This window comes from Streptomyces celluloflavus (assembly GCA_000720995.1).
GTDB classification, from domain to species: Bacteria; Actinomycetota; Actinomycetes; order Streptomycetales; family Streptomycetaceae; genus Streptomyces; species Streptomyces celluloflavus.
Genome location: JOEL01000001.1, coordinates 158,158 through 184,296 on the forward strand (window position 1 = coordinate 158,158; position 26,139 = coordinate 184,296).

General features: G+C 74.3%; 8 protein-coding genes. 1 reads left to right on the forward strand and 7 read right to left on the reverse strand.

Translation table 11 applies throughout. The features are described 5' to 3' along the window. Positions 1-241 precede the first annotated feature (241 nt). Positions 242-1,033, forward strand: a complete 792-nt coding sequence (locus tag IH09_RS00615; RefSeq protein WP_052853210.1) for a hypothetical protein — start codon at positions 242-244, stop codon at positions 1,031-1,033. 157 nt (positions 1,034-1,190) lie between these two features. On the opposite strand, the gene IH09_RS00620 is transcribed toward IH09_RS00615, so the two are convergent. The 7 genes from IH09_RS00620 to IH09_RS00650 form a co-directional block, all read right to left on the reverse strand. Then, positions 1,191-2,066, reverse strand: a complete 876-nt coding sequence (locus IH09_RS00620; RefSeq protein WP_052853211.1) for a TauD/TfdA dioxygenase family protein — start codon at positions 2,064-2,066, stop codon at positions 1,191-1,193. A gap of 97 nt (positions 2,067-2,163) precedes the next feature. Beyond that, positions 2,164-2,865 (reverse strand): hypothetical protein, encoded by a 702-nt coding sequence (locus tag IH09_RS00625; protein ID WP_190233170.1) that lies wholly within the window; start codon positions 2,863-2,865, stop codon positions 2,164-2,166. Next, entirely contained in the window at positions 2,828-3,871 is a 1,044-nt protein-coding gene (locus IH09_RS00630; protein WP_052853212.1) for a GSCFA domain-containing protein, read from the reverse strand. The genes IH09_RS00625 and IH09_RS00630 overlap by 38 nt, the downstream gene beginning before the upstream one ends. Before the next feature lie 18 nt (positions 3,872-3,889). Then, complete coding sequence (locus tag IH09_RS00635; protein ID WP_052853213.1) at positions 3,890-4,657, reverse strand: thioesterase II family protein; 768 nt, start codon at positions 4,655-4,657, stop codon at positions 3,890-3,892. Between the two features lie 27 nt (positions 4,658-4,684). After that, positions 4,685-13,885, reverse strand: coding sequence for a non-ribosomal peptide synthetase (locus IH09_RS00640; RefSeq protein WP_052853214.1), 9,201 nt, complete (start codon positions 13,883-13,885; stop codon positions 4,685-4,687). Beyond that, a complete protein-coding gene (locus IH09_RS00645) occupies positions 13,882-18,000 on the reverse strand; it encodes a non-ribosomal peptide synthetase (protein WP_052853215.1) in 4,119 nt (1,372 codons plus the stop codon). The genes IH09_RS00640 and IH09_RS00645 overlap by 4 nt, the downstream gene beginning before the upstream one ends. Further along, on the reverse strand, positions 17,997-25,250 hold the full coding sequence (locus IH09_RS00650) for a non-ribosomal peptide synthetase (protein WP_052853216.1): 7,254 nt from the start codon (positions 25,248-25,250) through the stop codon (positions 17,997-17,999). The genes IH09_RS00645 and IH09_RS00650 overlap by 4 nt, the downstream gene beginning before the upstream one ends. Positions 25,251-26,139: the final 889 nt, after the last annotated feature.

Genomic DNA, 26,139 nt, shown 5'->3' on the forward strand with positions numbered 1-26,139 from the left:
AACGGCCAACCCCTACCTCCCGGTTCACTTCCCCGGCGGACCGGACAGGGCAGGGGGCTTCGCCTGCGGCGGCGGATACGGCAAGCTGCGGGGCAGGGCCGGGACGGTGCGGGGCAGAGGTGGGGCAGAGCCCGCGCGGCAGTCCGGAAAGCCGGAAGCTGGAAGCCGGAAGCCGAAAGTTACGCCCCCGACGAACCCGCGACCCGAGACGAAGCCGAGACACGAGACAGGAGAGAACCAAGTGAGCAGTTCCCCGGCCGCCGCCGAGGCGTTCCCGTACTTCCTCGCCCAGCTCGAAGCCGGTATGGCCGGCCGGGACGAGGACGATCCGGGGCCCCGCCCCCGTCCGGACCTGCCGGCCTGGGCGGCGCAGCTGGTCGGTGTGCTCTTCGACGGCCAGGATGCCGCCGCCGCGCAGGACTGGGCGCGGCGCGTGCACGGCGAACTCGGGCGCCTGGGCGGCCGGGTGCCCCTCGGCGTCGTGCACGACTGGCACGCCCGGGTCGTCGCGCCGATGCTGGCGGAGGCGAGCGTGCGGCACGGCGGGGCCGCCGGGCCGCACCATGCGGTGGGGCTGCTGCACACCCGGACGCTGGCCGGCGAGCGGGTGCCGGAAGCGGACTGGACCGCGGCGCTGGAGCCGGCGCTGCGAGAGGTCTACCGCCACGCCTACGGCTACGCCGACGCCTGCGCCACGGCCGGCGCCCAGGCCCATGCCTACGCGATCGCCAACGGGTTCGGCGAGGAACGGGCCGCCGAGTTCGCCGAGACCTACGCCCAGCTCAACACCGGCGCCAACGCCCGGTCCTACGCCGACGCCAACGCCCTCGCGAACGCGCGGGCGCTGGCGGCCGCCTACGCGGCGGGGGATGCGCGGGCCTACGCCCGGACCTACCCGTTCGCCCGCGTGCAGGCGTACGCCCACGCCCATGCCGGCCGGGACGGAGCGGCCGGCCAGGAAGAGCGGCACCGGGCGGCTTACGGGCGGCTCGCCGACGGGCTGGCCGACAGCCTGGCCCGGACCGCGGCCTGAGCCGGGCCCGCCCTCCGTACCGCCGGTGCCCGGTCCAGGGCACCGGCGGCGGGCGCCGCACCTACGGTCCGCGGGTGCGCCGGTTGTTCGGAGAGCGTCGTCAAGGCGGTGCCCGCCGCGCGGCACCACCGTGCCGCCGCCCCCTGGCGCGCACCGCTCAGGCTCGCGGCCGCCCGCCGTTGATGGAGATCCGCCGGGCGTGGCGGGAGTGCGGGTAGTAGTCCCATATCGCGTGGTGCTGGGTGCAGCGGTTGTCCCAGAAGACCAGGGTGTTGGGCGCCCAGCGGACGCGGCAGCTCAGCAGGGGCTCGCGGGCGACCAGGCCGAACAGCAGGTCGAGGAGCGCCCGGCTCTCACCGCGCGACAGCTGCGCGATGTGCGAGGTGAATCCCCCGTTGACGTAGAGCAGTTTGCGGCCGGTCTCGGGATGGCGGACCACCACCGGGTGCTCGCTCTTGGGGACGACGTACTCGGGCGGCGGGGTGTAGCCCTGCCACGGGATCAGGCCGTCGTGCACCGCGGTCAGGCCGTCGAGGAAGGACTTCATGGGCGGCGACAGCAGATCGTAGGCCAGGTGCATGTTGGCGAACAGGGTGTCGCCGCCGCTGCCGATCTCCGGTGGATGGGTGACGTAGAGCATCGAGCCGAGCGCGGGTTCGGCGTCGGCGGTGCCGTCGGAGTGCCAGTCCTCACCGGCCACGTAACGCGATTCCTTGGTGGCGGTGAGGTCGAGGATGGCCGGGTCGCCGTCGTCGGTACCGGTCAGCGGCATCTGGCGCAGTTCACCGAAGTAGCCGGCGAAACGCTTGTGGTCCGCGGGCGACAGCTCCTGGTCGCGGAAGACCAGCACATGGTGCTCCAGGAAGGCGCGCCGCACCTCGTCCAGCTGCTCGTCCGAGAGCTCCTTCGACAGGTCGAGGCCGGACACCTCGGCGCCGATCACCGGGGTCAGCGGATCGACCCCGATCGTGTCGTAGACCGCCCGTGGCCGCGTGGTGAGGCGCTCGACCGCATCGAGTGCGAACTGCTCCATTCCGTCCTCCTGAAGTGGGGTGGTGGTGCCGAGTGGGGTGGGGTGGGGTGAGGGGAGTGGCCGGGTGCCGGCCGGTGGTGTCATACGGGGGCGGGGGTCACAGACCGCGCTCCAGCAGGTCGGCCAGGATCAGCCGGCCGAAGGCGAGATTGCCGTGGATCGGGTCGTCGGCCTCGCACAGTTCGGGGCGCTGGAAGCCCGTCCCGTCGGTGACGCGGGCGCGCAGATCGACGATCTCGACGCCCAGGGCGTCCAGCGCGCGCCGGACGGTCTCCTGCGCCGCGCGGAAGACCAGCGGGTCGGACTGGCCCGGCACCCGCTGCGGCGGCATCGCCGCCAGCACCCGCAGGCCCAGGCCGCGCGCATGGCGGTAGAAGGCCAGCGCGTCGCGGACCATGGCGTGGACGATGTCGTCGAACAGCCCGCTCGCCAGGAAGCCCGGTGCGAGGCCGCCGCCGCGGACCCGGTAGACCTCCCAGTTCTCGGTCGTGGCGACGAAGTGGACGCTGAAGCCGAAGGTCGACACCAGTGGCACGGTGAGCCGGTCGAGGCCGCTCACGCCCAGCTCGGCCAGGAAACCGCGGTAGCGCGCCTCCGCCTCCGGCTTGCGGAAGACCACATCGTTCTCGCGCAGGTCGAAGAAGCCGGCGGTGAACTCGCGTCCGGCGCCGATCGGGCCGCCGTGGAACGGGATACCGGCCGCCTTCGCCGCCCGCCCGATCGGACCGGCGTGCGAGTCGCCCAGCAGCAGGAACCTGGCCCTAGCGGGGGTTGTAGTAGTCGAGTACGGCGTCGTCACACCAGAAGTCCTCTCCGCCGGCGGGTGGGGTGCGGTGGGCGGGCCGCGGCTCGGCCGGGCGCCGGTCGAGCGCGTCGAAGAACTGGCGCATGACGAAGGCGACACCCGCTGGCGAGACCGTGCGCAGATTCGGTTCGAAGAACACCGCCTTGAAGGGGAAGCCGGTGATCATCTCGTACGCGGGGAAGTAGTCGACGTCGTCGTGCTCCTGCGCCAACTGCCCGGCCACGGCCCGCAGTACGGACTTGGAGTACGTGGTGGCGGTGAGCGCGTGGCCGCCGGTGGCCGTCGCGGTGAGCGGCACCGGCGACACGGTGAGCAGCACGCGCAGCCGTGGGTTGGCGGCGCGGGCCAGCGCGAGCGCGGCGGACAGGTCGCGGTGCACCTCGTCGAAGGTGAAGTTGTGGAAGACATGCCGCTCGGCGTCGAAGGTGCCGCGTACGGTGCCGGGGCAGACCGGGTGGACGGTGCCGTCGCCGCCGTCCAGCCAGGCTTCGGTCAGGCCCAGGGTGAAGACGAGGCAGCTCGCCTCGGCGACGGCCGTACGGATCGCCGCCAGCGTCGCCCGGCGCGCGGCCGCCACCGCCTCGGCCGTGGCATGGCCCGCGGGCTCGACGGCCGGGCGGAACGGGTCGAAATGGCGGCCGTCCTCGTGCCAGACCTCGTCGGGCGGTGTGGCGTGGCCGTAGGCCCAGGCCAGCCACTGCCGCAGCATGGCGGCGGTGTAGATGTTGCCGGTGCGGAACGAGAACACGCCGTAGTGGCGGTCTTGGCGCTCGGCCGCGGTCAGCCCCGGTGGGGCCGGTTCGGCGTCGCGCCAGTTCATGCCCCGGTCGCGCAGGGCGCGGCCGATGTGGCGGGCGAAGCAGGAGCCGGCGGTGAGGACCGGGTCGTCCTGTCCGATGGCGAACTTCGGTGTCCACAGTTCACCGATGTCCGGTATCTCCGGCTCGGCCACGGCGGAGCGCCAGAACGAGCGGGGCGGCAGCGACTGATAGGGGTTCATGGCGGGGTCCTCGGCGCGTCAGGTGAGCGGCCGCGGGCCGACGGGGCCGGCGGCCGGTGCCGCCGCCAGCAGCGCGGTGATGGCGGCCTGGTGGGAGTGGATGAAGAAGTGGTCGCCGGCGTACTCGTGCCGGTGCAGCGGCCGCGTGCTCTCGCGCGCCCAGCCGGCGGCGCGGACGGCGTCCACATGGGGATCCCGGTCGCCGAGCAGCAGGTGGAAGGGGATGTCCAGCGGCGCTTCGGCGCGGTAGGCGTACCGCTCGTCCAGGGCGAAGTCGGCGCGCAGGCCGGGCAGCAGCAGCCGCATCATCTCCTGGTCGTCCAGGAGTTCGGCGGGCGTGCCGTTGTAGTCGCGCAGGGCGTCGATCAGCTCCGCCTCCGGCAGATCGTGCAGGTGGCGCTCGACCGCGCGGGTCTGCGGCCCCTCGGCGCCGGACACATACAGCACGTCCGGACCCGGCAGCCCCTGGCGGCGCAGGGCGCGGGCGACCTCGAAGCCCACGAGGGCACCCAGGCTGTGGCCGAAGAAGGCGAAGGGCCGGTCGGCGAGGTCCGCCACCGCCCCCGCCAGCCGGTCGACCAGTTCGTCCATATCGTCCAGCGGCGCCTCGAACAGCCGCAGACCGCGGCCGGGCAGCAGGGCGACCCGCAGTTCCAGCCGCGTACCCAGCAGCGCCTGCCAGGGCAGGAAGGAGGCGGCGCTGCTGCCCGCGAACGGGAAGCAGAACAGACGCCTGGCGCCCGCGGCACCGGGGGCCGGGGTGAACCAGGGGGTGGGCGTGTTCAAGTCGACCTCTTTCGTGCGTGGACGGCGTCAGCGGGTTCCGGGAACCGGCGGCAACGCCGCGTTGATGGCCTCGGCCACCGCCTGTACGTGCGGCGGCCGGACGATGTCGTAGTGCGTGGTGTCGAGGCGGTACCGGCCCGCCGGCCGCGGCAGCCGTGCCTGCCACAGCCGTTGCTGCTCCGCCGGCGAGACCGGCGCCGGCAGGCCCGCCACCGGCCGGCTCGCCAGCCACAGGTGACCGGGGGTTTCGGTCAGCCGCGGCGGTTCGTACCGCGCCATGCTCGCCAGGTTGGCCCGGCAGCAGCGCGCCAGCCGCTCGGCGTAGGCCCTCGCCTCCCGGCCCACCGGGGCCCCCGTGCCGCCCTGGCCCAGCTCGTGCGCGAAGACCGCTTCGAGCTGCGCCTCGTCGTAGGCCCGGAAGTGCCGCCCGGCGCCGGGTGGCGGCGGGTCCAGCAGATACAGCCCGTCCGCCGGCCGGCCGGCCGCCTCGGCCTCGGCCGCCATCGCCACCGCCACCCAGGCGCCGAAGGACCAGCCGGCCAGCCGCCAGCGCCAGGTCTCGCGCGGGAAGCGCGCCTGGAGCGCGGCGTGGTAGCGCCGGGCCCGGTCCGCCAACGGCCAGGCCGGCAGGTCCGGTTGGTGCAGCGCGGGGTCGGCGATCAGGCAGACGGTGAGCCGCGGATCGAGTGCCGACACCAGCGACCGGTATGCCTGGATGTCACCGCCGACCGGGTGGACCAGGCACAGCAGGTCGTGCCCGTGGCCCTCCTGCCAGACCTCCGGCGCCACCGGGTCCGCGCCGGGCGGCCCGTCGGGCAGCGCCTCGGCCAGCCGCGCCAGTACCTCGGTGAGGCTGACCCGGTGGCTCAGCCGGGACAGTTCGAGATCGACGCCGAAGTGGCGCTTCACCTCGTCGATGAGGTCCAGCAAGGTCAGCGAATCGGCGCCCAGGTCGTAGAGCGAGGCGGCCGGGTCGAGGTGGTCCAGGCCCAGCCAGTGACAGAGCCGCTCGGCGAGCCGCTCGGCGGCCGGGGCCGTGGCCGCGTCAACGGGGTTGACCGTGGCGGAAGTTGGGACGGCGGCCGTGGGTGCCGTGCTCGTCGCCGGTGACGGGGACGGCGCCGCGTAGAAGCCGCGGGCCTGCTCCAGGGCGGTCGTGGAGACCAGCAGCTGCGGCAGCTGGAGGTGCAGGGCCCGCGCGAAGAGCCGCTGGCCCTCCGCCACGTCGAGGCCGACCGCCAGGTGTGCCCGGTGGCGGGCGTCCGTCGGCAGGGCGTGCCGCGCCATACCGGCCTCGCGCCAGATGTCCCAGTCGATGCCGAGCCGCACCGTGGTCTCCGCCGCGTCGGCCCGGTGGCGGGCGAAGCCGTCCAACAGGCCGTTGGCGGCGGCGTAGTCGAGCTGGCCGACGCCGCCGAACAGCGCCGACATCGATGAGCAGTAGACCGCGAAGTCCGGCCGGTGGCGCGCCACCACCTGCTCGACCAGCAGGGCGCCGTGCAGCTTGGCCGCCGTCGTCTGCCGCAGCGCCGCGGCGTCGCGCCGGGCTATCAGACCGCCGGCCGCCACGCCCGCGGCGTGCACCACCCCGTCGATCCGGTGGGTGTGCCGGTCGAGCCGGGCCAGGATCGCCGCCGGCGCCTCCTCGGCCAGATCGGCCTCGCACAGTGTGACGCGGTCGGCCCACGGTGCCAGGCCGGCGGGCAGCTCCGGCCGTCGCGCCAGCAGGATCACCCGGCAGTCGGTCCGGGCCAGCAGCCAGGCCGCGATACCGCTGCCGATCCCGCCGGTACCGCCCAGGATCAGGTGGACGCCCCGCGCGGCGGGCAGCGCCGTGGGGGCCGCCGGGGCGGGCGCGGCCACCGGCAGCAGCGTCGGCTGCCACCAGTAGCCCTGCCGCAGCGCCAGCCGCCGGGGGAGCGCCGCGGCGTCCTCGGCCAGCACCGCCGACAGCTCCGGCGCCCAGCCGGCCGGGTCGTCGCCGGGCAGGTCCAGCCAGTGGCCCTCGACGGCGCACTCCTGCGGTGCGACCTCGCAGACACCGGCCAGCAGGCCCAGTTCCGGCCGCTCCACGGTGCCCTCGACCGGCTGGGCCCGGTGCGACAGCCACCAGGTCCGCAGCGGCGGCGCGTCGGGCAGCGCCGCCACCGCCTGGAGCAGCGCGGCGGGTGTGTCGAGGCAGGCCCAGCGGGCGCGGGCCAGCGTCTCCTCGTCCACCGCCCCGTCGACCGCCAGCGGCAGCGCGTGCAGCCAGTCGATACCGGCCCGGCCCGCGTCGGGCAGCGCGTCGAGGAGCTGGCGCAGCGAGGCGGGGTCGGCCGGGTCGACCTGGAAGCCGCCGTCCGCCAGCCGGGCGAAGGAGGCGGCCGCGCTGACCCGGACCACCCGGCGACCGGCGGCCTCGAAGGGTCGCCAGGCTGACGGTGCCGACGGTGTGGCGCTCATCAGCACCACCAGGCCGGGCGCGCGGGAGGTGGTCTTGGTGGCGGCGCGGCGCAGCCGTGTCCAGTGCGGCTGGTGCAGCCAGTCGGCCTCGGGCAGCCGCGCCTCGGCGCCGGGCGCGGCCGGGCCGGTCGCCGGTGCGGCCCGCGCGAAGTCGTAGTCGGCCAGCTCGAAGGCGGGCGGCGGGAAGTCCCAGGGCGCCTGCGCCGGACCGGCCGGCCAGTGGATCGTCCGCCCGGCCAGCCAGGCGTCGGCCAGTTCCCGGGCCGGATGGTCCGCGGCGCGGCAGCTCGCCTCGCTCGGCGCCACCTCGGCACCGGCCGCCGTACGCAGCCAGGCCACCGCCTCGGCGGCGTCGGCGCAGACCGCCGCCAGCCGCCAGCGGCGCGGCGGGCGGCCCGCCTGGAGATGGCGCAGCACATGGCCGTACGCCTCGGGTCGGGCCGCCAGATAGTCGGCGACGCGGGCGGCATCGGCGCGCAGCCCCGCCGCGCTGCTGCTGGAGAGCACCAGGCAGGGCACGGCGCCGGGCGGCGCCGCCGGTTCGCCCGCCTCCAGCACCAGGTGGGCGTTGGTACCGCCGATGCCGAAGCTGCTCACCGCCGCCACCCGCGGGCGGCCGGCCGGCCAGGGCCGGGCCTTTGTGGGGATGTAGAACGGCGCCGGGTCGGGGCCGAGCTGCGGGTTGAGGCGGTGGAAGTCGACATTGGGCGGGATCAGGCCGTGGTGGACCGCCAACGTGGCCCGCACCAGACCGATCACGCCGGCGGCGGCGCCCAGGTGGCCGAGCTGGCTCTTCACCGAGGCCAGTGCGCAACGGCCGGACTCGGTCAGCCCGTACGCCTGGCGCAGTGCGCCGACCTCGACCGGATCGCCGAGCTGGGTGCCGGTACCGTGCGCCTCGACATAGCCGAGGTCGGCGGCGCCGCGGCCGCTGCGGCGCAGCGCGGTGCGGATCACCTCGCGCTGGCCGGCCAGTGATGGTGCGCTGTAACTGAGCTTGTCCGCACCGTCGTTGTTGAGGGCCGAGCCGGTGATCACCGCGTACACGGTGTCGCCGTCGCGTCGCGCCAGCCGCAGCGGCTTCAGCACCACCACGCCGACCCCGCTGGCCCCGATGGTGCCGCTGGCGTCGTCGCTGAACGGCCGGCAGTGCCCGTCCTTGGAGAAGATGTGCTGCGGCCGGTAGCGGTAGCCGTCGGTCAGCAGCGTGTCGACCAGTACGCCGCCGGCCAGCATCACCTCGGCGTCGCCCTGGCGCAGCAGACCGGCCGCGATATGGACCGCCGCCAGCGAACTGGCGCAGGCCGCCTGCACGGTGAGGGCCGGACCCGAAAGGCCCAGGTGGTAGGCGGGTTTGGTGGCGAGGAAGTCCTTGTCGTGGTGGAGGGCCAGCTGGAAGCCGTCGGGCAGCTGCGCCGGGTCGGCCTCGCGCAGCATGGTCTGGAAGTAGGTGTTCTCGCCGCAGCCGGCGACGAGCCCGACGCGCCGCCCGGCCGGGTCGGCGATACCGGCATGGGCCAGCGCCTCGACACAGCTCATCAGCAGATGGCGCTGCTGCGGGTCCATCAGCCGCGCCTCCTGGCGGCTGATGCCGAAATGCTCCGGGTCGAAGGCCAGCAGGCCCGCCATCTGACTGCGGGCGCCGACCAGTCCGCCGGCGGCGTCGAAGTGCTCGATACCGCGGCCGCCCGTCCGCACCAGGTCCCAGAAGGCGGCCAGGTCCCGGGCGCCGGGCAGCCGCACCGCCATACCGATGACGGCCACCGGTTCGTCGGCGGCGGCCACCGGGGCCGCGTCCCGCCGTACGGCCGGCCGTCCCTCCAGAAAGCGGGCCAGGCGGCGGACGGTGACATGCTCGAACAGGTCGGGGATGGTCAACGGCAGGCCCAGCTCGGCGGTGCAGCGCAGATGGAAGCGCATCAGGCCGAGGCTGGAGGCACCCGCGTCGAAGAAGCGCTGCTCCGGTCCGATGGGCTTGCCGATCACCGCCTCGAACAGCTCGGTCAGCTGCGCCTCGCGGTCCGACAGGACGGGCGCGGCGGTGGCACGCGGGCGCAGCTCCTCGCCCGGAGCGCGCAGCGCCCGGCGCCGGTCCAGCTTGCCGCTGGGGGTACGCGGCAGCGCCGTCAGCCGGCGGAAACGGGCGATCCGCACATGCGGCGGCAGCAGCGGCGCCAGATGATCCGCCAACTCCTCCGGCGTCGGCGCCGCAGCACGGCATTGCAGGCACCCCACCAGATGCTCGCCGTCCAGCACCACCACCGCGTTGACGATCCCGGGGTGCCGCAGCAGCGCCGCCTCGACCTGTCCCAGCTCCAGCCGGTGGCCGCTCAGCTTGATCTGCTGGTCGTCGCGGCCCAGGTAGTGCAGCAGTCCCCGCCGGTCGAAACGGGCCCGGTCGCCGCTGCGGTAGAAGCGCCCGAGGCCGGTCAGTTCGACGAAGCGGGCGTCGTCGAGCGCCGCGTCGCCCAGGTAGCAGGGCGCGGCCATCGGCCCGCCGATCAGCAGCTCACCGGCGCAGTCCGGCGGTACGGCCTGGCCGGCCTCGTCGACCACCCGCAGCCAGGCGTTGGCGACGGGACGGCCGATGGCCGGACGGTCCGGCCAGTGCGCCGGGTCGCCGTCGAGACGGAGGGCGCTGACCACATGGGTCTCGGTCGGCCCGTAGTGGTTGAACAGCCGCGCGCCGGGCAGCTTGCCGAACCAGCGGCGGATGGCGTCGGTGCACAGCAACTGCTCGCCGGCGGTGACCACCTCCCGCAGCCGCGACGGGTGGCGGCCCAGATGGACACCGTGCTCGGCCAGCAGTTGCAGCGCCACGTACGGCATGAAGACGCGCTCGATGCCGGCCGTTTCGAGGTGCTCCAGAAGCGCCGGGGCGTCCTGCCGCAAGCCGGGCCGCACCAGATGCAGGCGGCCGCCGCCGCAGAGCGTGCCGAAGATCTCCTGGAAGGACACATCGAAGGAGAGCGGGGCGAACTGGAGGGTGACGGCGTCCGCCGCCAGACCGCCGCTCTCGCGCTGCCAGTGCAGCAGGTTGCACAGGGTGCGGTCGGGTACCTGCACCCCCTTGGGCGTGCCGGTGGAGCCGGAGGTGAACAGGGTGTACAGCGACCGGCGGCCGGTGTGCGGGGGCAGGGCGGGCGCGGGCGCGGTCGACAGCGTGACCACATGGCGCGGCAGGCCGTCCGCGGCGATCGCGTCGAGTGCGGCCGGATCGCCCGGCGGCAGCAGGACGCAGAGCGGCGCCACCTGGTCCAGGATCTGCCGCAGCAGCGCCGGGGGGTAGGCCGGGTCGAGCGGCACGATGGTGAGGTTGAGCCGGGCCAGCGCCAGGAGCGCCACCACGTGCTCGACCGAGGGCGGGAAGTGCAGCGCGACGCAGCGCGGCCGGTCGTCCGCCGGCGGCAGCGGGTAGCGGTCTTGCAACTCGGCGGCCAGCGCCGCGGCGTGCGCGTCGAGTGCGGCGTAGCTCAGGCTGCGGCCGTCGGCGGTCACCAGCGCCGGCGCGTCGGGCATCCGGCGGACCTGCCGGGCGAAGCCCTCGGCGACGGTGGCGAAGGCCGGTTCGGCGGCGGGGCCGCGGCCGGGCTCGGGCAGCGTGCGCCGGTAGGGGGCCACCAGCTCGGCCAGGGTGGTTTCCGTACCGTCGGCCAGCTTGTCCAGCCCCTGCCGGAACAGGTCGGCCAGCGCCGCGACCTCGGCGGGGTCGAAGTGGCCGTCGGCGTACTCCCACAGGCAGTCGAACCCGGCCGCCCGCTCGACCACCGACAGCGTCAGCGGGCACTTCGCCTCGGACGGCGCCAGCCATTCGGGGCGGGAGTCGCAGCCCGGCAGCGCCAGCGCGGTGAAGTCGGTGTTCTCCAGGACGAAGAGGAAGTCGAACGGCGGGCCGTCGGCGGGGAACTCCCGGTCGGCCAGGACATCGGCGAGCGCCACGTCCTGCCGGTCCAGCACCGCCCGCAGCCCGGCGCCCTGCCGCGTCAGCTGGGTACGCAGCTCCTCGTGCGGCGCCGCCGTCAGCGGCAGCAGCACGGTGTTGGCGAACATGCCGACGCTGCCCTCGAACTCCTGCACCGGGCGGTTGGCCACCGGGCCGGCGATCCGCGGCTCGGTGCGGCCGGTCACGCCGTACAGGCTCCACGCGAACACGCTCAGCAGCAGCTGGAAGCGGGTGAGACCCAGCTCGGCGCCCAGCCGGTCGAGGTCGGCGCGGCGGTCCGCGTCGACGGACGTGCGCAGCAGCCGGCCCTCGGCACGGGCCCCGGCGCGGATCGGCCGGAGTGGCTCCGCCGCCTCGTCCAGCCCGTCGTAGTGCGCCCGGAGCGCGGCGCGCTGGGACAGATAGGCGGGATGGCGGAACCAGTCGGCCTGCCAGACGGCGAAGTCGAGCGGGGTCGGTACGGGGGCGCCGGCGGCCGCGCTCGCTTCCTCGCCTCCCGTCGCTTCCCGCTCTCCGCCGCCGTCCGCGCGTGAGGCGGCCGCGTAGTCGGCCGAGAGCTCGTGGAACAGGACGTTGAGCGACCAGCCGTCCACCGCGATGTGATGCAGATGCAGCAGCAGGACACCACCGTCGTCCTGCGCCAGCCAGCACGCGTCCAGCAGCCGGGGCCGCGCCAGGTCGAAGGGGGTGGCGAAGAGCCGGTGGGCGACGGCGCGCCAGCCGTCGCCGTCCGGGGCCGGGCCGGGCTCCGTCCACGGGTCGTAGGGCTCGGCCACCGTCTGGCGCAGCCCCTCGGGCGTGGCCGCGAAGGCGGTCCGCAGCGCCGGATGGCGTGCCACCAGCCGCCGCAACGCCCCCCGCAGCGCGGCCGTGTCGACCGCGCCGCGCAGCCGGAAGGCCAGCCCGACGTTGTACGCGCACGACCGCGGCGTCCGCTGTTGCAGCAGCCACAGCCGCTGCTGCTCGGCGGTGGCCGGCGCCGAGCACGCCCCCGCCGGGGCGGGCGGCGCCGGGTAGGGCGCACCGTCACCGTCACCGTCACCGTCCACGGTTCGGCCCGCCGCGACCGCGGCGGCCAGCTGCGCGAAGTCCCCCTGCAGGACCAGCGCTTGCGGCAGTTCGCAGCCCCAGCGCCGCCGGACCTCGAAGCGCAGCCGCAGCGCCTTGAGCGAATCGCCGCCGTGGGCGAGCCAGCGGTCGCCCGGCCGCAGCCCCGCCACGCCCAGCACCTCGCCCGCCAGCTCCAGCACCTCGCGCTGCTGACCGGTGGCGGCCGGGCCGGACACCTCGGTACCCCGCCAGGGCGGGTCGGCGCGCCCCAGCAGCGCCGCCCGGTCGACCTTGCCGTTGGCGTTGAGCGGCAGCGCCTCGACCAGGTGGACCCGGTGGGGCCGCATGTACGGCGGCAGCCCGGCCGCCACATGGCGCCCGAAGTCCTCGAAGGACAGCTCGGCCCGGAGCACCAGGTAGGCCAGCAGCTCGTTCACCCCGGTCGCCGCGTCGCGCCGGGTGCAGACATACGCCTGCTGTACCGCCGGATGCGCCACGATCTGCCGTTCCAGCTCGCCCGGTTCGATGCGGAAGCCGCGGACCTTGACCTGGCGGTCGGCGCGGCCGACGTACTCGATGTGGCCGTCGGCGTCGCGGCGCACCAGATCGCCGCTGCGGTAGTAGCGGCCGTGGCCGCCGTCGTACCAGGGCAGCCGCACGAAGCGGCGCGCGGTCTCGTCCGGCAGGTTGCGGTAACCCGCCGCCAGCGCCTCGCCGGCCAGCAGGAGTTCGGCCACCTCACCGGGCTCGGCCGGCCGATCGCCGTCGGCTACCAGCAGCGCCTCGGTGCCCGGCAGCGCCCGCCCGATCGGTACCACCGCCGCGTCGAAGTCGCGCGGGACGGGATGGCACAGCGCGAAGGTGGTGGCTTCGGTGGGCCCGTACACGTTGTGCAGTTGGGTGGTGCTCGCGGCGTTGTCGCGGTACCAGCGTTGGATCAGCCGGGCGTTGAGCTGCTCACCGCCCACCAGCACCTGGCCGGCGTCGGCGAAGCAGTCTGGCACCTTGTCGACCACCGCGTTGAACAGCGCCACGGTGATGAACAGGGTGTCGATGCGCTCGCGCCGGAGCGCGGCCGCCAGCAGATGGGGCGTCTGCACCGTCTCGTCGTCGAGGACCACGCAGCGGCCGCCGGTCAGCAGCGGTACCCAGACCTCGAAGCTCAGCGCGTCGAACGCCGGGTTGGACAGCCAGGCGTAGCGCGCCGCCGGGCTCAGCCGGAGGTAGCCGGGCCGCGCCAGCCGCAGGATGCCGGCGTCCCGCACCTCGACGCCCTTGGGCCGGCCGGTGGTGCCCGAGGTGTAGAAGAGGAACGAGACGGGCGGGGCGGCGAACGGTGGCGGGGGAGCGGCGTCGGTGGCCGGGCCGGTGCCGAGCAGCGCGGACACCGCCAGCGGCGCCACCCCGTCGGGCAGGCCGTCGGGCGCCGCCTCGCCGTGGATCAGCGCCACACTCGCCGAATCGGCCAGGATGTGGTGGCGGCGCTCGGGCGGGCTCTGCGCGTCGAGCGGCACCACCACCGCGCCCAGCCGCAGAATGCCGAGCATGGCGCAGACCAGTTGCCACGAACGCGGCAGGCAGACCGCCACCGCCTGGCCCGGCCGCACACCGTGGCGGTGCAGGGACCGGGCGACGGCGGCGCCCGCGGCGTCGAGTGCGGCGTAGTCGAGACGCCGGTCGCCGTCGACGAGCGCGACGGCGGCCGGGGTGCGGCGGGCCCGGGTGTACAGGCTGTGGGCCAGGCCGGGGGCGGCGGAGCCGGCCGGTGCGGGCGATCCGGTGTCCATCATGACTCCTGCGCCAGGGCCGCCCCGGTCCGCCGGGCGGCGGACGGCAGCGGACGGGATACCGGGAAGCGGGCGAGTTCGGAACTGATCAGCGCGGCCACCCGGCGCACCTCGGCGGTCTCCAGCATTTCCCAGTGGTCGCAGGGCACCTGCTCCACCAGGAGCTCCGCGTCCGCGCGGCGCCGCCAGAAGGCGCGCACCGCCCGCAGATGGTCGGTGTCCGGCCCGTCCCCGACGGCCTGGAGCAGCACCAGCCGGGCCGATGACGACGGCGCCGGATAGTCGCGCATGGTCAGCCGGTTGTGGTTGTAGATGTGGAAGTACTGGTCGATCTGCTGGTCGTCGATACCGGGATACATGCCGTTGAACTTGACGAGCTTCTCCCGGAACTCGGCCATCTCCACCGGTTCGATCAGGGCCCGCTGCGCCGGGTCGTCGGTGCCCTGGGTGTCGAGCAGCACCACGCTCAGCTCGGTGTGGCCGGCCGACGCCAGCCGGCGCCCCATCTCATGGGCGATCAGGCCGCCGTAGGAGAGCCCGGTGAGGACCAGCGGCCCGTCGAGCAGCGGCTCGATGAGCCGCAGATACGCCTCGGCCATGGCCTCGACCGTGGGCAGGGACGTCTCGCCGGGGTTCACCCCGGGCGACTGGATGCCGTAGACGCCGTACTCCTCCGGCAGCGCCTTGGCCAGTGACAGATAGCAGAAGGCGGTGCCGCCGGCCGGGTGGACGCACACCACCCGCCGCCGGCCCTCGCCCGCCCGGAACTCGATCAGATTGCCGGGGGGCCGGCCCGAGGCGCCCTGCCGCAGCCGCCCGCCCAGCTCCTCGATGGTCGGGTGCAGCAGGATGTCGCGGATCGGCAGGGTCTCACCGAACGCCTCGCGGATGGCGTGGGACATCTTGATGGCCGAGATGGAGCTGCCGCCGATGTCGAAGAAGCTGTCGCGGATGCCGATGTCGGGTTGCAGCAGCAGCCGCTGCCATATCTGATAGAGCGTCAACTCGATGTGGTCGCGCGGACTGGCCAGATTGACCTGGACGGACCCGCCCTCCCGCGCCCGCAGCAGCAGCGCCGCCCGGTCGAGTTTGCCGTTCGCGGTCCGCGGCAGGTGCGGCAGCTCCACGAAGAGCGCCGGGATCATATAGCCCGGCAGCCGCTGCGAGAGCGCGGTGCGCCAGGCGCCCGGCGGCAGCGGCGGCGCCGCGCCCCGGCCGACGCCGGCCACCAGCCGCGGCTCACCGGCCGCGTCGTGGTCGACCAGTACCGCCGCTTCCCGCACCCCGGGCTCGTCGAGCAGCGCCGCCTCGATCTCGCCCAGTTCGATACGGAAGCCGCGCAGCTTGACCTGGTGGTCGCGGCGGCCGAGGTACTCGGCATCGCCGTCGGGCAGCCAGCGGGCCAGGTCGCCGGTGCGGTACATCCGCGCCCCGTCGACGAAGGGATCGGGCAGGAAGCGCTCGGCGGTCGGGCCGGGACGCCCCAGATAGCCGCGGGCGAGTCCGGCGCCGCCCAGATAGATCTCGCCGGCCACCCCGACCGGTACCGGTTCGAGCCGCTCGTCGAGCAGGTAGAGGCGGGTGTTGGCCAGCGGCCGGCCGATCGGGCACTGCCGCGCCAGCGGCCGCGGGTCGGGATAGCCGGTGCTGTAGACCGTGGTCTCGGTCGGCCCGTAGCCGTTGAGGACGCGCAGGCCCGGGAGTAGTTGGCGGATGCGGTGCAGGCCCTCCTCGGGCAGCGGCTCCACCCCCACCAGCAGCTGGCGCAGCGCCAGCCCGGCCAGGCGCGCCGCGGGCGCTTCGTCGATCCACTTGACGAAGGCCGGCGGCAGATACGCCTGCGCGATGCGGTGGGTGCGCAGCCAGTCCATCAACGCCTCGGGATCGGCGCGGAGTTCCTCCGGCACCAGGTGCAGTACGCCGCCGCTGGTGAGCGGCAGCAGGATCTCCTGCACCGACACGTCGAAGCCGATGCTCGACCACAGCGCCGCCGCCTCACCGGGTACCGCGCCGAACTCCGTCAGCCAGTGGTCGAACAGGTTGGCCACGCTGCCGTGCGTCACCGCCACGCCCTTGGGTCGGCCGGTCGAGCCCGAGGTGTAGATCACGTAGGCCAGACCGGCCGGGTGGCACGCGATGGCGGGCGCGTCGTCGCACCGTCCCTCGGCCTCGACCGCGACGAGCGAGTGCCGGCCGGGCGGCGGCGCGGCGGCCTCGCTCAGCACCAGGGCCGGTCCGGCGTCCGCGACCATGCCCGCCAGCCGTTCCGCGGGCAGGGCGGGGTCGAGCGGCAGATAGGCGGCACCGGCCTTGAGGATGCCCAGGATGCCCACCACCAGCTCCGCCGAGCGGCCCGCGTGCAGGCCCACCACCTGGTCGCGGCGGACCCCGCGGGCGACCAGGGCCTGCGCCAGCCGGTTGGCGCGCCGGTCCAGCGTGGCGTAGTCCAGCCGGTCGTCGCCGCAGGCCAGCGCCAACTGGCCGGGACGCGCGCGCACTTGGGCCGCGAAGCGCTCGGCCAGACCGGCCGGCGCGGTGCCGTCCCGTCCGGTGGCGTTCCAGTCGTGGAGCTGGCGCTGCCGTTCGGCCGGGCCGAGCAGCCGCAGGGCGCCGACCGGCCGCGCCGGTCCGGCCGCCACCTGCTCCAGGAGCCGTACGTAGTGGCCGGCCATCCGGGCGACGGTCGCGGCGTCGAACAGATCGGTGTTGTACTCGAAGGAGAGCTCCAGCCCGTCCGCGTCCTCGGACACCTCGACCGCGAGGTCGAACTTGGCGGCCCCGGCGTGGGTCGGCAGCGGCTGCATGGTCAGGCCCGGCAGTTCCAGCCGGCCGCGCGGCATGTTCTGCAGCACCAGCATCACCTGGAAGAGCGGTGAATGGCTGGTGTGCCGCTCCGGCCGGAGCGCCTCGACCAGCTGGTCGAAGGGCGGGTCCGGGTGGGCGTAGGCGTCCAGGACGTGGTCGCGCACCTGCGCCAGCAGCGCCTCGAAGGACTGCTCCGGGTCGAGGTGCTGACGGATGACCAGGGTGTTGACGAAATGCCCGATCAGATCCTCGGCCTCGCGGTGACCGCGGTTGGCGAAGGGCGTGCCGACGCAGATGTCGTCCTGGCCGCTGTAGCGCCACAGCAGCACCGACAGCGTCGCCATCAGCGTCATGAACAGCGTCGCCCGGCCCGCCTGGCCCGCCGTGTGCAGCCCGCGGGTGACCTCCGCGCCGACCGTCACGGCGTGGCGCTGTCCCCGGTAGCGCTGCACCGCGGGGCGCGGCCGGTCGGTGGGCAGGGCCAGCAGGGTGGGCGCACCGGCGAGCCGGCCGGTCCAGTGGTCGAGCTGGCGCGCCAGTGCCTCCTCGTCCAGCTGCCGCCGCTGCCAGAGCGCGTAGTCGGGGTACTGGACGGACGGCTCGGCCAGCGGCGAGGGCAGCTCCCGCGCGTAGGCGCCGTAGAGCGCGCCGATCTCCCGCACCAGGATGCCGATCGACCAGCCGTCGGCCACGATGTGGTGGACGTTGAGCAGCAGGCGGTGCTCGTCGGCGGCCAGTCTGAGGAGGCGGCCGCGGAAGAGCGGCCCGGCGCTCAGGTCGAACGGCACCCGGGCGTCGGCCTCGGTCTCCCGCCGGGCCCGCGCCGGCCGCTCGGCCGCCGGCAGCGCGCCGAGGTCGGTGACCGGCAACGCGACCGGTCCGGCGGGCCGTACGCGCTGCCACGGTTCGCCGTCGACGCTGCCGAAGACGGTACGCAGCGCCTCATGACGGCGCGTCAGTTCGGTGAGGGCGCGCGTCAGCGCCGCCACGTCGAGGGCGCCCTTGATGTCGATGGCGGCCGGATTGTTGTAGAAGGGATTGCCCGGCGCCAACTGGTCCAGGACCCACAGCTGACGCTGGGCGAAGGACAGCGGCAGCGCAGCCGCCGGGTCCGGCCGGCGGACCAGGGTCCCGTCCGCGTCGCCGTCCTGGCCGGTCAGGATGGCGATCAGCTGGCGCTTGTGGTGCTTGAGCGCCGCCAGCAGCTCGGGGGTGAGGAAGCCGCGCGGCGCCTTGCAGCGCAGCGTGTCGCCGTCGACGACCAGGGTGATGGCGTGCCGGTTGAAGAGATCCAGCAGTGCGTAGGCGTTCAAATCTCGATGTCTTCCATCTCGTCCCGGCCGGAGGTGTGTGCGGCGTGCCCGGCCGGTGCGGCCGCGAACGCGTCCGGTCCGCCCGGCGGGCGGCGGCCGCCGACCATCGAATAGACCAGCCGGTGCGTGGGCCCCAGCTCCAGCAGCGGATCGAGCTGGGCGGTGTCGAGCGAGCCGATACCGCACAGGCCCAGCCCCTGCTCCGGCGCCGTCATGGTCAGCAACTGCCCCATGGCACCGGCCTCGATCTGGCAGAAGCCGAGGCTCCGGTCGCCGTAGAGCGGCTGGATCGCCGCCAGTTCGGCCACCAGGAACAGCGCGAACGCCGCCGCCTCGAACAGCGGCCGGTTGACGAAGTAGTCGTAGGCGTCGGGGCTCAGCGTGCGGCCCCGGCCCAGCGCCACCAGCCGGTGCCGGCCCGGGTCGTAGTAGTAGGCGCCGCCCGCCACCCCGGCCACCCGCCCCGGCTTGACGTAGAGATACGCCTGCACCGGATAGCTGCCGCCGGCGGAGCCGTAGAGATATTTGCGCCCGCCGTTCAGCTCGTACTGCGACAGACAGGCCAGCAGCCCGGCCAGCGCGGCGGCGTCGACGGGCTCGCCGCCGAACTGCCGCACCGAGCGGTAGTCGGCACAGCGGCGGGCGAAGGCCGGATCGGCGGGCGCCGGCAGGGCGAGGCCCGGTACGTCGTCGCCGAAGCTGCGGCCGCCGCGTCCGCGCGCCGTGAACTCCTTGCGGGCCGCCGGGTCGTCGAGCACAGCGCCGCTATCGGCCGCGCCGGCCGCGCCGCCCACGCCCGCCGCGGCACGCTGCGCCTGCGCGGCGATGTCCTGCTGCCGGACGTGCTCGCGGTACATGCCGAGCAGATCGGCCAGGGTCGGCTGCCGCATCAGCTGCGCCAGCCGCGGCCGGAAGCCCAGCTCACCGGCGAGCGCGTTGCCGATGCGCACGATGTCGATCGAGGTGGCACCGAGGTGCAGCAGATTCGCGTGCGGTGCGATCTCCGCCCGGTCGAGAACCTTCTCGACGGTCGCGACCAGACGGCGCTCGGCCGGATCGTCGAGCACCGGCGCGGCCGCCTCCGGCCCTCCCGCCGGTGCGGCCTCCGGCGCCGGCTCGGGCAGCCGGCCCCGGTCGACCTTGCCGTTGGCCGACAGCGGCAGCGCATCGAGGAAGGTGAACGACGCGGGCACCATGTACGCCGGCAGCTTCCGCGACAGGTACCGGGCCAGCGCGGCGCCGTCGGCCTCCGCCTCACCCGTCACCACATAGGCGGCCAGCCGCTTGTCGCCCTGGGCCGCGCCCAGGAGGCGCAGTACGGCGCTCTCCACCGCCGGATGGGTTTCGAGCGTCGCCTCGATCTCGCCCAGCTCGACGCGGTAGCCGTGCACCTTGACCTGGCTGTCCTCCCGGCCGAGGAACTCGATGGTGCCGTCGGGCAGCAGCCGGCCCAGATCGCCCGTGCGGTAGAGCCGCTCGCCGGTCGCCGGGTGGCGTACGAAACCGGCCGCGGTGGCCGCCTCGTCGCGCCAGTAGCCCCGGGCGAGGCCGGCCCCGCCGATGTAGAGCTGGCCCGGCACCCAGGTCGGACGGGGGCGCAGCGCATCGTCGAGGACGTGGCACCGCTGGTGCCTGAGGGGTTTGCCGTAGGGGATGCTGTGCCAGGCCGGGTCCACTTCGCCGATCGGGTGGTGGATCGACCAGATCGATGCCTCGGTGGCGCCGCCCAGGCTGTCGATCCGCACCGCGGGCAGCAGTCCGCGCAGCCGTCCCGGCAGCGTCAGGGGGATCCAGTCGCCCGACAGCATGGCCAGCCGCAGCGACGGCGGCAGCGGATGGCCGCCCTCGGCGTACTCGACCAGCATGCCCAGCAGCGCCGGCACCGAGTTCCAGACGCTGACGTCGTGGGCCCGCAGCAGTTCGAGCCAGTGGGCCGGGTCGCGGGCCGGTTCGGGCGCCACCGTCACCACCGCCGCACCGGCCGCGAGCGTGCCGAAGATGTCGTACACCGACAGGTCGAAGTGGAGCGCGGAGAGCGCCAGCACCCGGTCGGCGGGTCCGACGGCGAAGCGCTCGTTGATGTCGAGCAGGGTGTTCACGGCGCCGCGGTGGTCGATCATCACGCCCTTGGGCGTGCCGGTGGAGCCCGAGGTGTAGATCACGTAGGCGAGATCGGTGCCGGACCGTGCGACCGGCTGCCAGGCCGGCCCGCCCTCCCCGCAGGCGGCCCGGTCGACCACCAGGCACTCGACGTCCCCGGGCAGTTCCGGCGCCGCCGGCCGGTCCGGCCCCACCAGGGCCAGCCGGGCCTCGGCCCGCTCCAGGAGATGCGCCACCCGCTCGGCCGGCAGCTCCGGATCGACCGGCAGATAGGCGCCGCCGGCGTAGAGGACGGCCAGAGTGCCGGCCACCTGCTCCCAGCCGCGGTCCATCAGCACCGCCACCAGCTCACCGGGCCGCAGACCACGGGCCTGGAGACGGCCGGCCAGCCGCTGCACCGCGCGGCGCAGCATGCCGTAGCTCAGCCGCCGGTCGGGCGAGAGCACCGCGGGCGCCTCCGGCGTCTCCCGCGCCCGGCGGTCGAACAGCTCGTGCAGCAGGGGCTGCGCCGGCGGCTCCGGCAGGGCCGGTGCGAAGCGGGCGACGGGCAGCAGCGCGTCCGGTGCGGCGTCCCAGGCTTCGGGCTCCGCGAGCCGGGTCAGCAGCGCGCAGTACGCGGTGAACATCTCGGCCACCATGCCCGCCGGGAACAGTTCGTCGATGCTGTCCCAGTTGAAGTGCAGCCGGCCCTCGGACTCCATGAGGGTGTGGTCGATCCACACCTGCGGGGTCTGGGTGATGCCGTGGACGGTCGTGCCGCCCAGCCCCGCCGCCAGCCCGCGGCCGTCCGCCTCGGGCGCCAGCTCGCTCAGCGTGCTGTTGAACACCACCGGCATGGCGGTCTGGCGGGTGCCCCGGGACTGCGACAGCTCACGGGCGACCTGCACCCCGCTCACCGCGGCGTGGTCGATGTCCTGCCACAGCCGCTCCTGCACCGCGCGGGCCTGCGCGGCGAAGCCCTCCTCGGCCGTCACCTCGACATCCAGCAGGACCAGCGAGGTGAAGTCGCCGATCACCGCGTTGATGCCGGGGTGCAGCGGCAGCCGGTTGAACAGCGGCAGGCTCAGGGTGAACCGCGGCCGACGGCTCCACCGCGCGAGCACCTGGGCGAAGGCGGTCAGCAGCAGCACCGAGGGGCTCAGCCCGTGCTGGGTGGCGAGGTCCTTCAGCCCGCTCCAGCGCGCGGCCGGCAGGACCTGCTCGTAGCGGGTGAAACGGGGCCGTTCGACGGTCTCGGGCCGGCGCACCAGCGGCAGGTCCGGCGCCGGCGCCAGTTCGGGTGCCCGCTGCCGCCAGTAGCGCAGCGCGCGGGCGTACCGCGGCGTCTCGCGCAGCGCCCGCTCGGCCAGCACATAGTCGCGGAAGTCCACCTCCAGGGGCGGCAGTTCGGCGTCCGGGTCGGCGTAGCGGTGCATCAGCTCGCGTTCCAGGAGCCGGCTGCTGGCGGCGTCGACGATCAGCGCGTCCAGGCTGATGTGCAGGCGCACTTCGTCGTCGAGCAGCGTCAGCGCGAACTCGAACAGCGGCCAGCGGCCGGCGTCCAGCAGCTGGTGCGACATCCGCTCGCGGATCTCCGCCAGCCGCGCCTCGGCGGTGGCCGGGTCGAGACCGCGCAGGTCCACGCGCGGCATCCGGTAGGGCGGCACCGTCTCCAGCACCTGCTGGGTGCCGTCGCCGTGGAACACCGCGCGCAGCATGTCGTGACGGCCGATCAGCCCGTTGAGCGCCGAGGTGAAGCGCGCCTCGTCGAACTCGCGCACGGCGATCTCGCGGTAGCCGTGCGCGCCGACGCCGCCCAGTTCGATGGCGGACTCGCGGCCGACCCAGTACGCCTGCTGGATGTCGGTCAGCGGGAAGGGCCGGCAGCGATCCGCCGGGGCGGGGGTGAGCTGCGGGAAGACGAAGGCCGCCGCGGCGTCGCCCGCACCGCGCGCCACCTCGGCCGTGAGGTCGGCCAGCACCGGATTGCGGAACAGGCTGCGCAACGACAGCTGTGCCGACATGCGCTGGTTGACCAGGTGGATCAGCCGGGTCGCCAGCAGGGAGTGGCCGCCCAGGGCGAAGAAGTCGTCGTGCACGCCGACCCGCTCACGGCGCAGCACCTCGGCCCAGATGGCGGTCATCCGTGCCTCGCGCCCGTTGCGCGGCGCCTGGTAGGCGGCGTCGCCCGCCTGCCGGCCGGGCGCCGGCAGCGCGCGCCGGTCGAGTTTGCCGTTCACCGTCAGCGGCAGCCGCTCCAGCGCCACCCAGCGGGTCGGCACCAGATGCTCCGGCAGCCGCAGCCGCAACTGCTCGCGGACGGCCCGGACGGTGACCTCGCCGACGAGGTAGCCGACCAGATGCCGGTCGCCGGGCGCGTCCTCGCGCACCAGCACGGCCGCCTCGCGCACCCCGGCCACCTGCTGGAGCACGCTCTCGACCTCGCCCGGCTCGACGCGGAAGCCGCGCAGCTTGACCTGGTCGTCGGCGCGGCCGGCGAAGTCGACGGTGCCGTCGGCCAGCCGGCGCGCCAGGTCGCCGCTGCGGTACATACGGGCGCCGGGCCCGGCGAAGGGATCGGGCAGGAACTTCTCGGCGGTCAGCGCGGGCCGGCCGAGGTAGCCCCGGGCCAGGCTCACCCCGCCGATGTACAGTTCGCCGACCGTGCCGAGGGGCACCGGCTCCAGCCGCGCGTCGAGGACGTAGAGCCGGGCCTGGGCGATGGGCCGGCCGATCGGTGGCAGGGTCGGCCAGTCGGCGGCGTCGGCGCAGGTCAGGACGTGCTGGCTGACCACATGGGTCTCGGTCGGGCCGTACTGGTTGTAGAGCCGGGCACCGCCCAACCCCGTCAGGCAGGCGCGCAGTTCGTCGCTGACGCGCAGCGCCTCACCGGCGGTGACGATCTCGCAGCCGAGCGGTGGCCCCGCGATGGCATCGTTGTCGAGGACGGCGATCTGCTGGAGCACCGCCGCGGGCAGGAACGCGCGCTGTACCGCCTGATCGGCGAGGAAGTGCCGCAGCGTACCCAGTTCGCGGTGGCGCTCCTCACCCATCAGCACCAGGGTGGCGCCCTGGCAGAGGGTGCTCCAGATCTCCTGGAACGAGACATCGAAGCTGACCGAGGCGAACTGGAGCACCCGGGCCGGTGCCGGGCTGTCGGGCGCGGCGTGGTGCAGCTGCCAGTGGATCAGGTTGTCGAGGCTCCGCCAGGTCTGGGCCACGCCCTTGGGCCGGCCGGTCGAGCCGGACGTGTAGATCACATAGGCGAGGTGATCGGGCAGGCGCGGTACCACCGGGTTGGACGCGGGCGCCGCCGCCCAGGCCGCCTGATCGCTGTCGAGGCAGAGCACGGGCGGTGCGTCGGCCGGCAGGGCCGGGCGCAGACCCGCCTGGGTCAGCAGCAGCGCCGGCGCGCTGTCCCGCAGCATGTGGGCGAGCCGCTCGGCCGGATAGGCCGGATCGAGTGGCACATAGGCACCACCGGCCTTCAGGATCGCCAGCAGCCCCACCACCATCTCCAGCGAACGCTCGGCGCATATCGCCACCAGGGTGTCGGGGCCGACACCGCGCTCCGTGAGGTGATGGGCCAGCCGGTTGGCCCGCGCGTTCAGCTCTCCGTAGCTCAGCGACCGCCCCTCGCAGACCGCCGCCACCGCCGTCGGCGCGGCCGCCGCCCGAGCCTCGAACAACGCCTGCACGGTCCGGCCGGCCGGGAGCGGCGCGGTGTCGTCCGGCCACGTCACCAGCTCGCCGCGTTCCCGCTCGTCGAGGAGGGGGAGGGCCGCCGCCGCTTCGCCGGGCCGCTCCGCCATAAGTGCCAGCACCCGCCGCAGATAGCGGGCGTGGCGCTCCACCGTCCCCGCGTCGAAGAGCGCACTGGCGTAGTCCAGGGTGCCGACGATGCGGCCGTCCTCCTCCGCCAGCGACAGCGTCAGATCGAACTTGGCCACGGTGTACGGGGATTCCAGCGGCGTCACCTCGACATCCGGCAGCGTCACCTCGCCGACCTCGTTGTTCTGCCAGGCGAACATCACCTGGAACAACGGCGTGTGCGCCAGATCGCGGACCGGGTTGACCAGCTCCACCACCTGCTCGAACGGCAGGTCCTGGTGCTCCATGGCCGCCAGGGACACCCCGCGTACCCGCTTGAGCAACTCGGCCACCGTCGGCGTACCGGAGAGATCGATGCGCAGCGCCAGAGTGTTGACGAAGAAACCGATGAGGTCTTCGAGTTCGGCGCGGCGGCGATTGGCGATGGGCGTACCGATCACCACATCGCTCTGCCCCGAGAGCCGCGACAGCACCAGCGCCCAGCCGGTCAGCAGCGTCATGAACAGGGTGCTGCCGTGGCGCCGGCTGAAATCCTTGAGTGCCGCGGTCAGTTCCGCGTCGAAGACGAGCCGCAGCTGTCCGCCGCGGTAGTCCTGTTCGGCCGGGCGCGGCCGGTCGGCCGGCAGGGCGAGCAGTGCCGGGGCGTCCGCGAGGGCCTTGCGCCAGTAGGCGCCCTGGCGGGCCGGTCCGCCGTCGGACAGCCACTGCCGCTGCCAGGCGGCGTAGTCGGCGTACTGCACCGGCAGTGGCGGCAACGGGTCGGGTTCGCCCCGCCGGAACGCCGCGTAGAGCGCGCCGATCTCCCGGGTCAGCACACCCATCGACCAGCCGTCCGACACGATGTGATGCAGTGTCAGCAGTAGTACCTGGTGGTCCTCGGCCAGCGTCACCAGACGGCCGCGGGCCAACGGTCCCCGGGCCAGGTCGAACGGCGCGGTGGCCTCCTCCCGCTGAAGGGCGGCGAGCGCCGCTTCGGCATCCGCCTCGCCGGTCAGGTCGTGGACCTGCAGAGGGAAGCCCGCACCGGGCGGGTCGATCCGCTGGCAGGCCGCACCCGCCGCGGGGATCAGCCGGGTACGCAGGACCTCGTGGCGGGCGACCAGGGTGTCCAGCGCCCGCGCGAGCGCCGTGCGGTCCAGAGGTCCGCGGAGGCGGACCGCCTGCGGCATGTGGTACGCCGCGCTCGCGCCCTGCATCTGCGCCAGGAACCACAGCCGCTGCTGCGCGAAGGAGAGCGCCAGCGGCGCGGCGCGGTCCGCCAGCGGCACGATCGCGGTCTGCTTCGGCGTCGCCCGGGGCTGCCGGGGGGTCACATCGCGGAACGTCTGATTCGTCGGCAAAGCTGGCCCTTTTCCTCTGCGGGAGGGTTATTCATAGGGGTGGCTGACGGTGTGTGAGCGTGTGCCGCGGACCCCGGAGCGCCGTCCCGTACGGGGGAGCGGCAGGGGGCAGGCGCGGAACGGGTCAGCCGGTACGGGGCAACGGGCGTGGGGCGTGCGGTATCGGCTCAGGCGTTGCGGGGAGGATGTGCCGGGAGGCACCGGGGCCGGGGCGTGCCCGCTGCGGGCACGGACTCGCCTGCCGGTGGCCGGTGTCGAAGTCCCGCTCGCGCCAAGGCGTGACGCCGAGGCTCTTGCGGGAGGGGGAGATGGCCGGGTCATGCGGGGGTGCCGCAGCCCGTCCGCGATCGGTGGGGCGCTAGGTCCGTGGGTGACCGGTGGAGCGGTCGGCCACGGAGCGGGTTAATCGGCCCCGCGGCCGGCAACGGACCTGACGATTCCGGACGGTCGGGAAGCGGGACCCGTACCGCTGGCCGGCACCGGTTCGCCCACCACTGCGAGTAACCATGGTGCGCACCCACTTCCTTGACTGCCGGACCGACAGACCCCTTGAGACGGCACCCGGTATCCCGGGCGTCCTGCTGGTCACTTGGTCAACGCCCTGATGATCGAACAAGCCCTCAGAGTGTGTCAATGGTCAGAAGGACAGACTCCCGGCGCGGCCCCGTGGCGCCGCCGGATCTCGCCCACCTGCACGTTCGCCGCTCAGGAGGGCGGGGGAACCCGGTCCGGACACGTCGGTTCCGGTGTGCCGCGGGGGCCTGGGCTCCCGCCGACCGTCCCCGGGCGCCGCGGAGTTCGGACGGCTATTCCGGTCGATGGCGGGCGAGAAAAAGAGCGAGAAAGAGCGAGGAGGGGGCAGGGGGATCGCGGAACGGCAGGAGAAGGC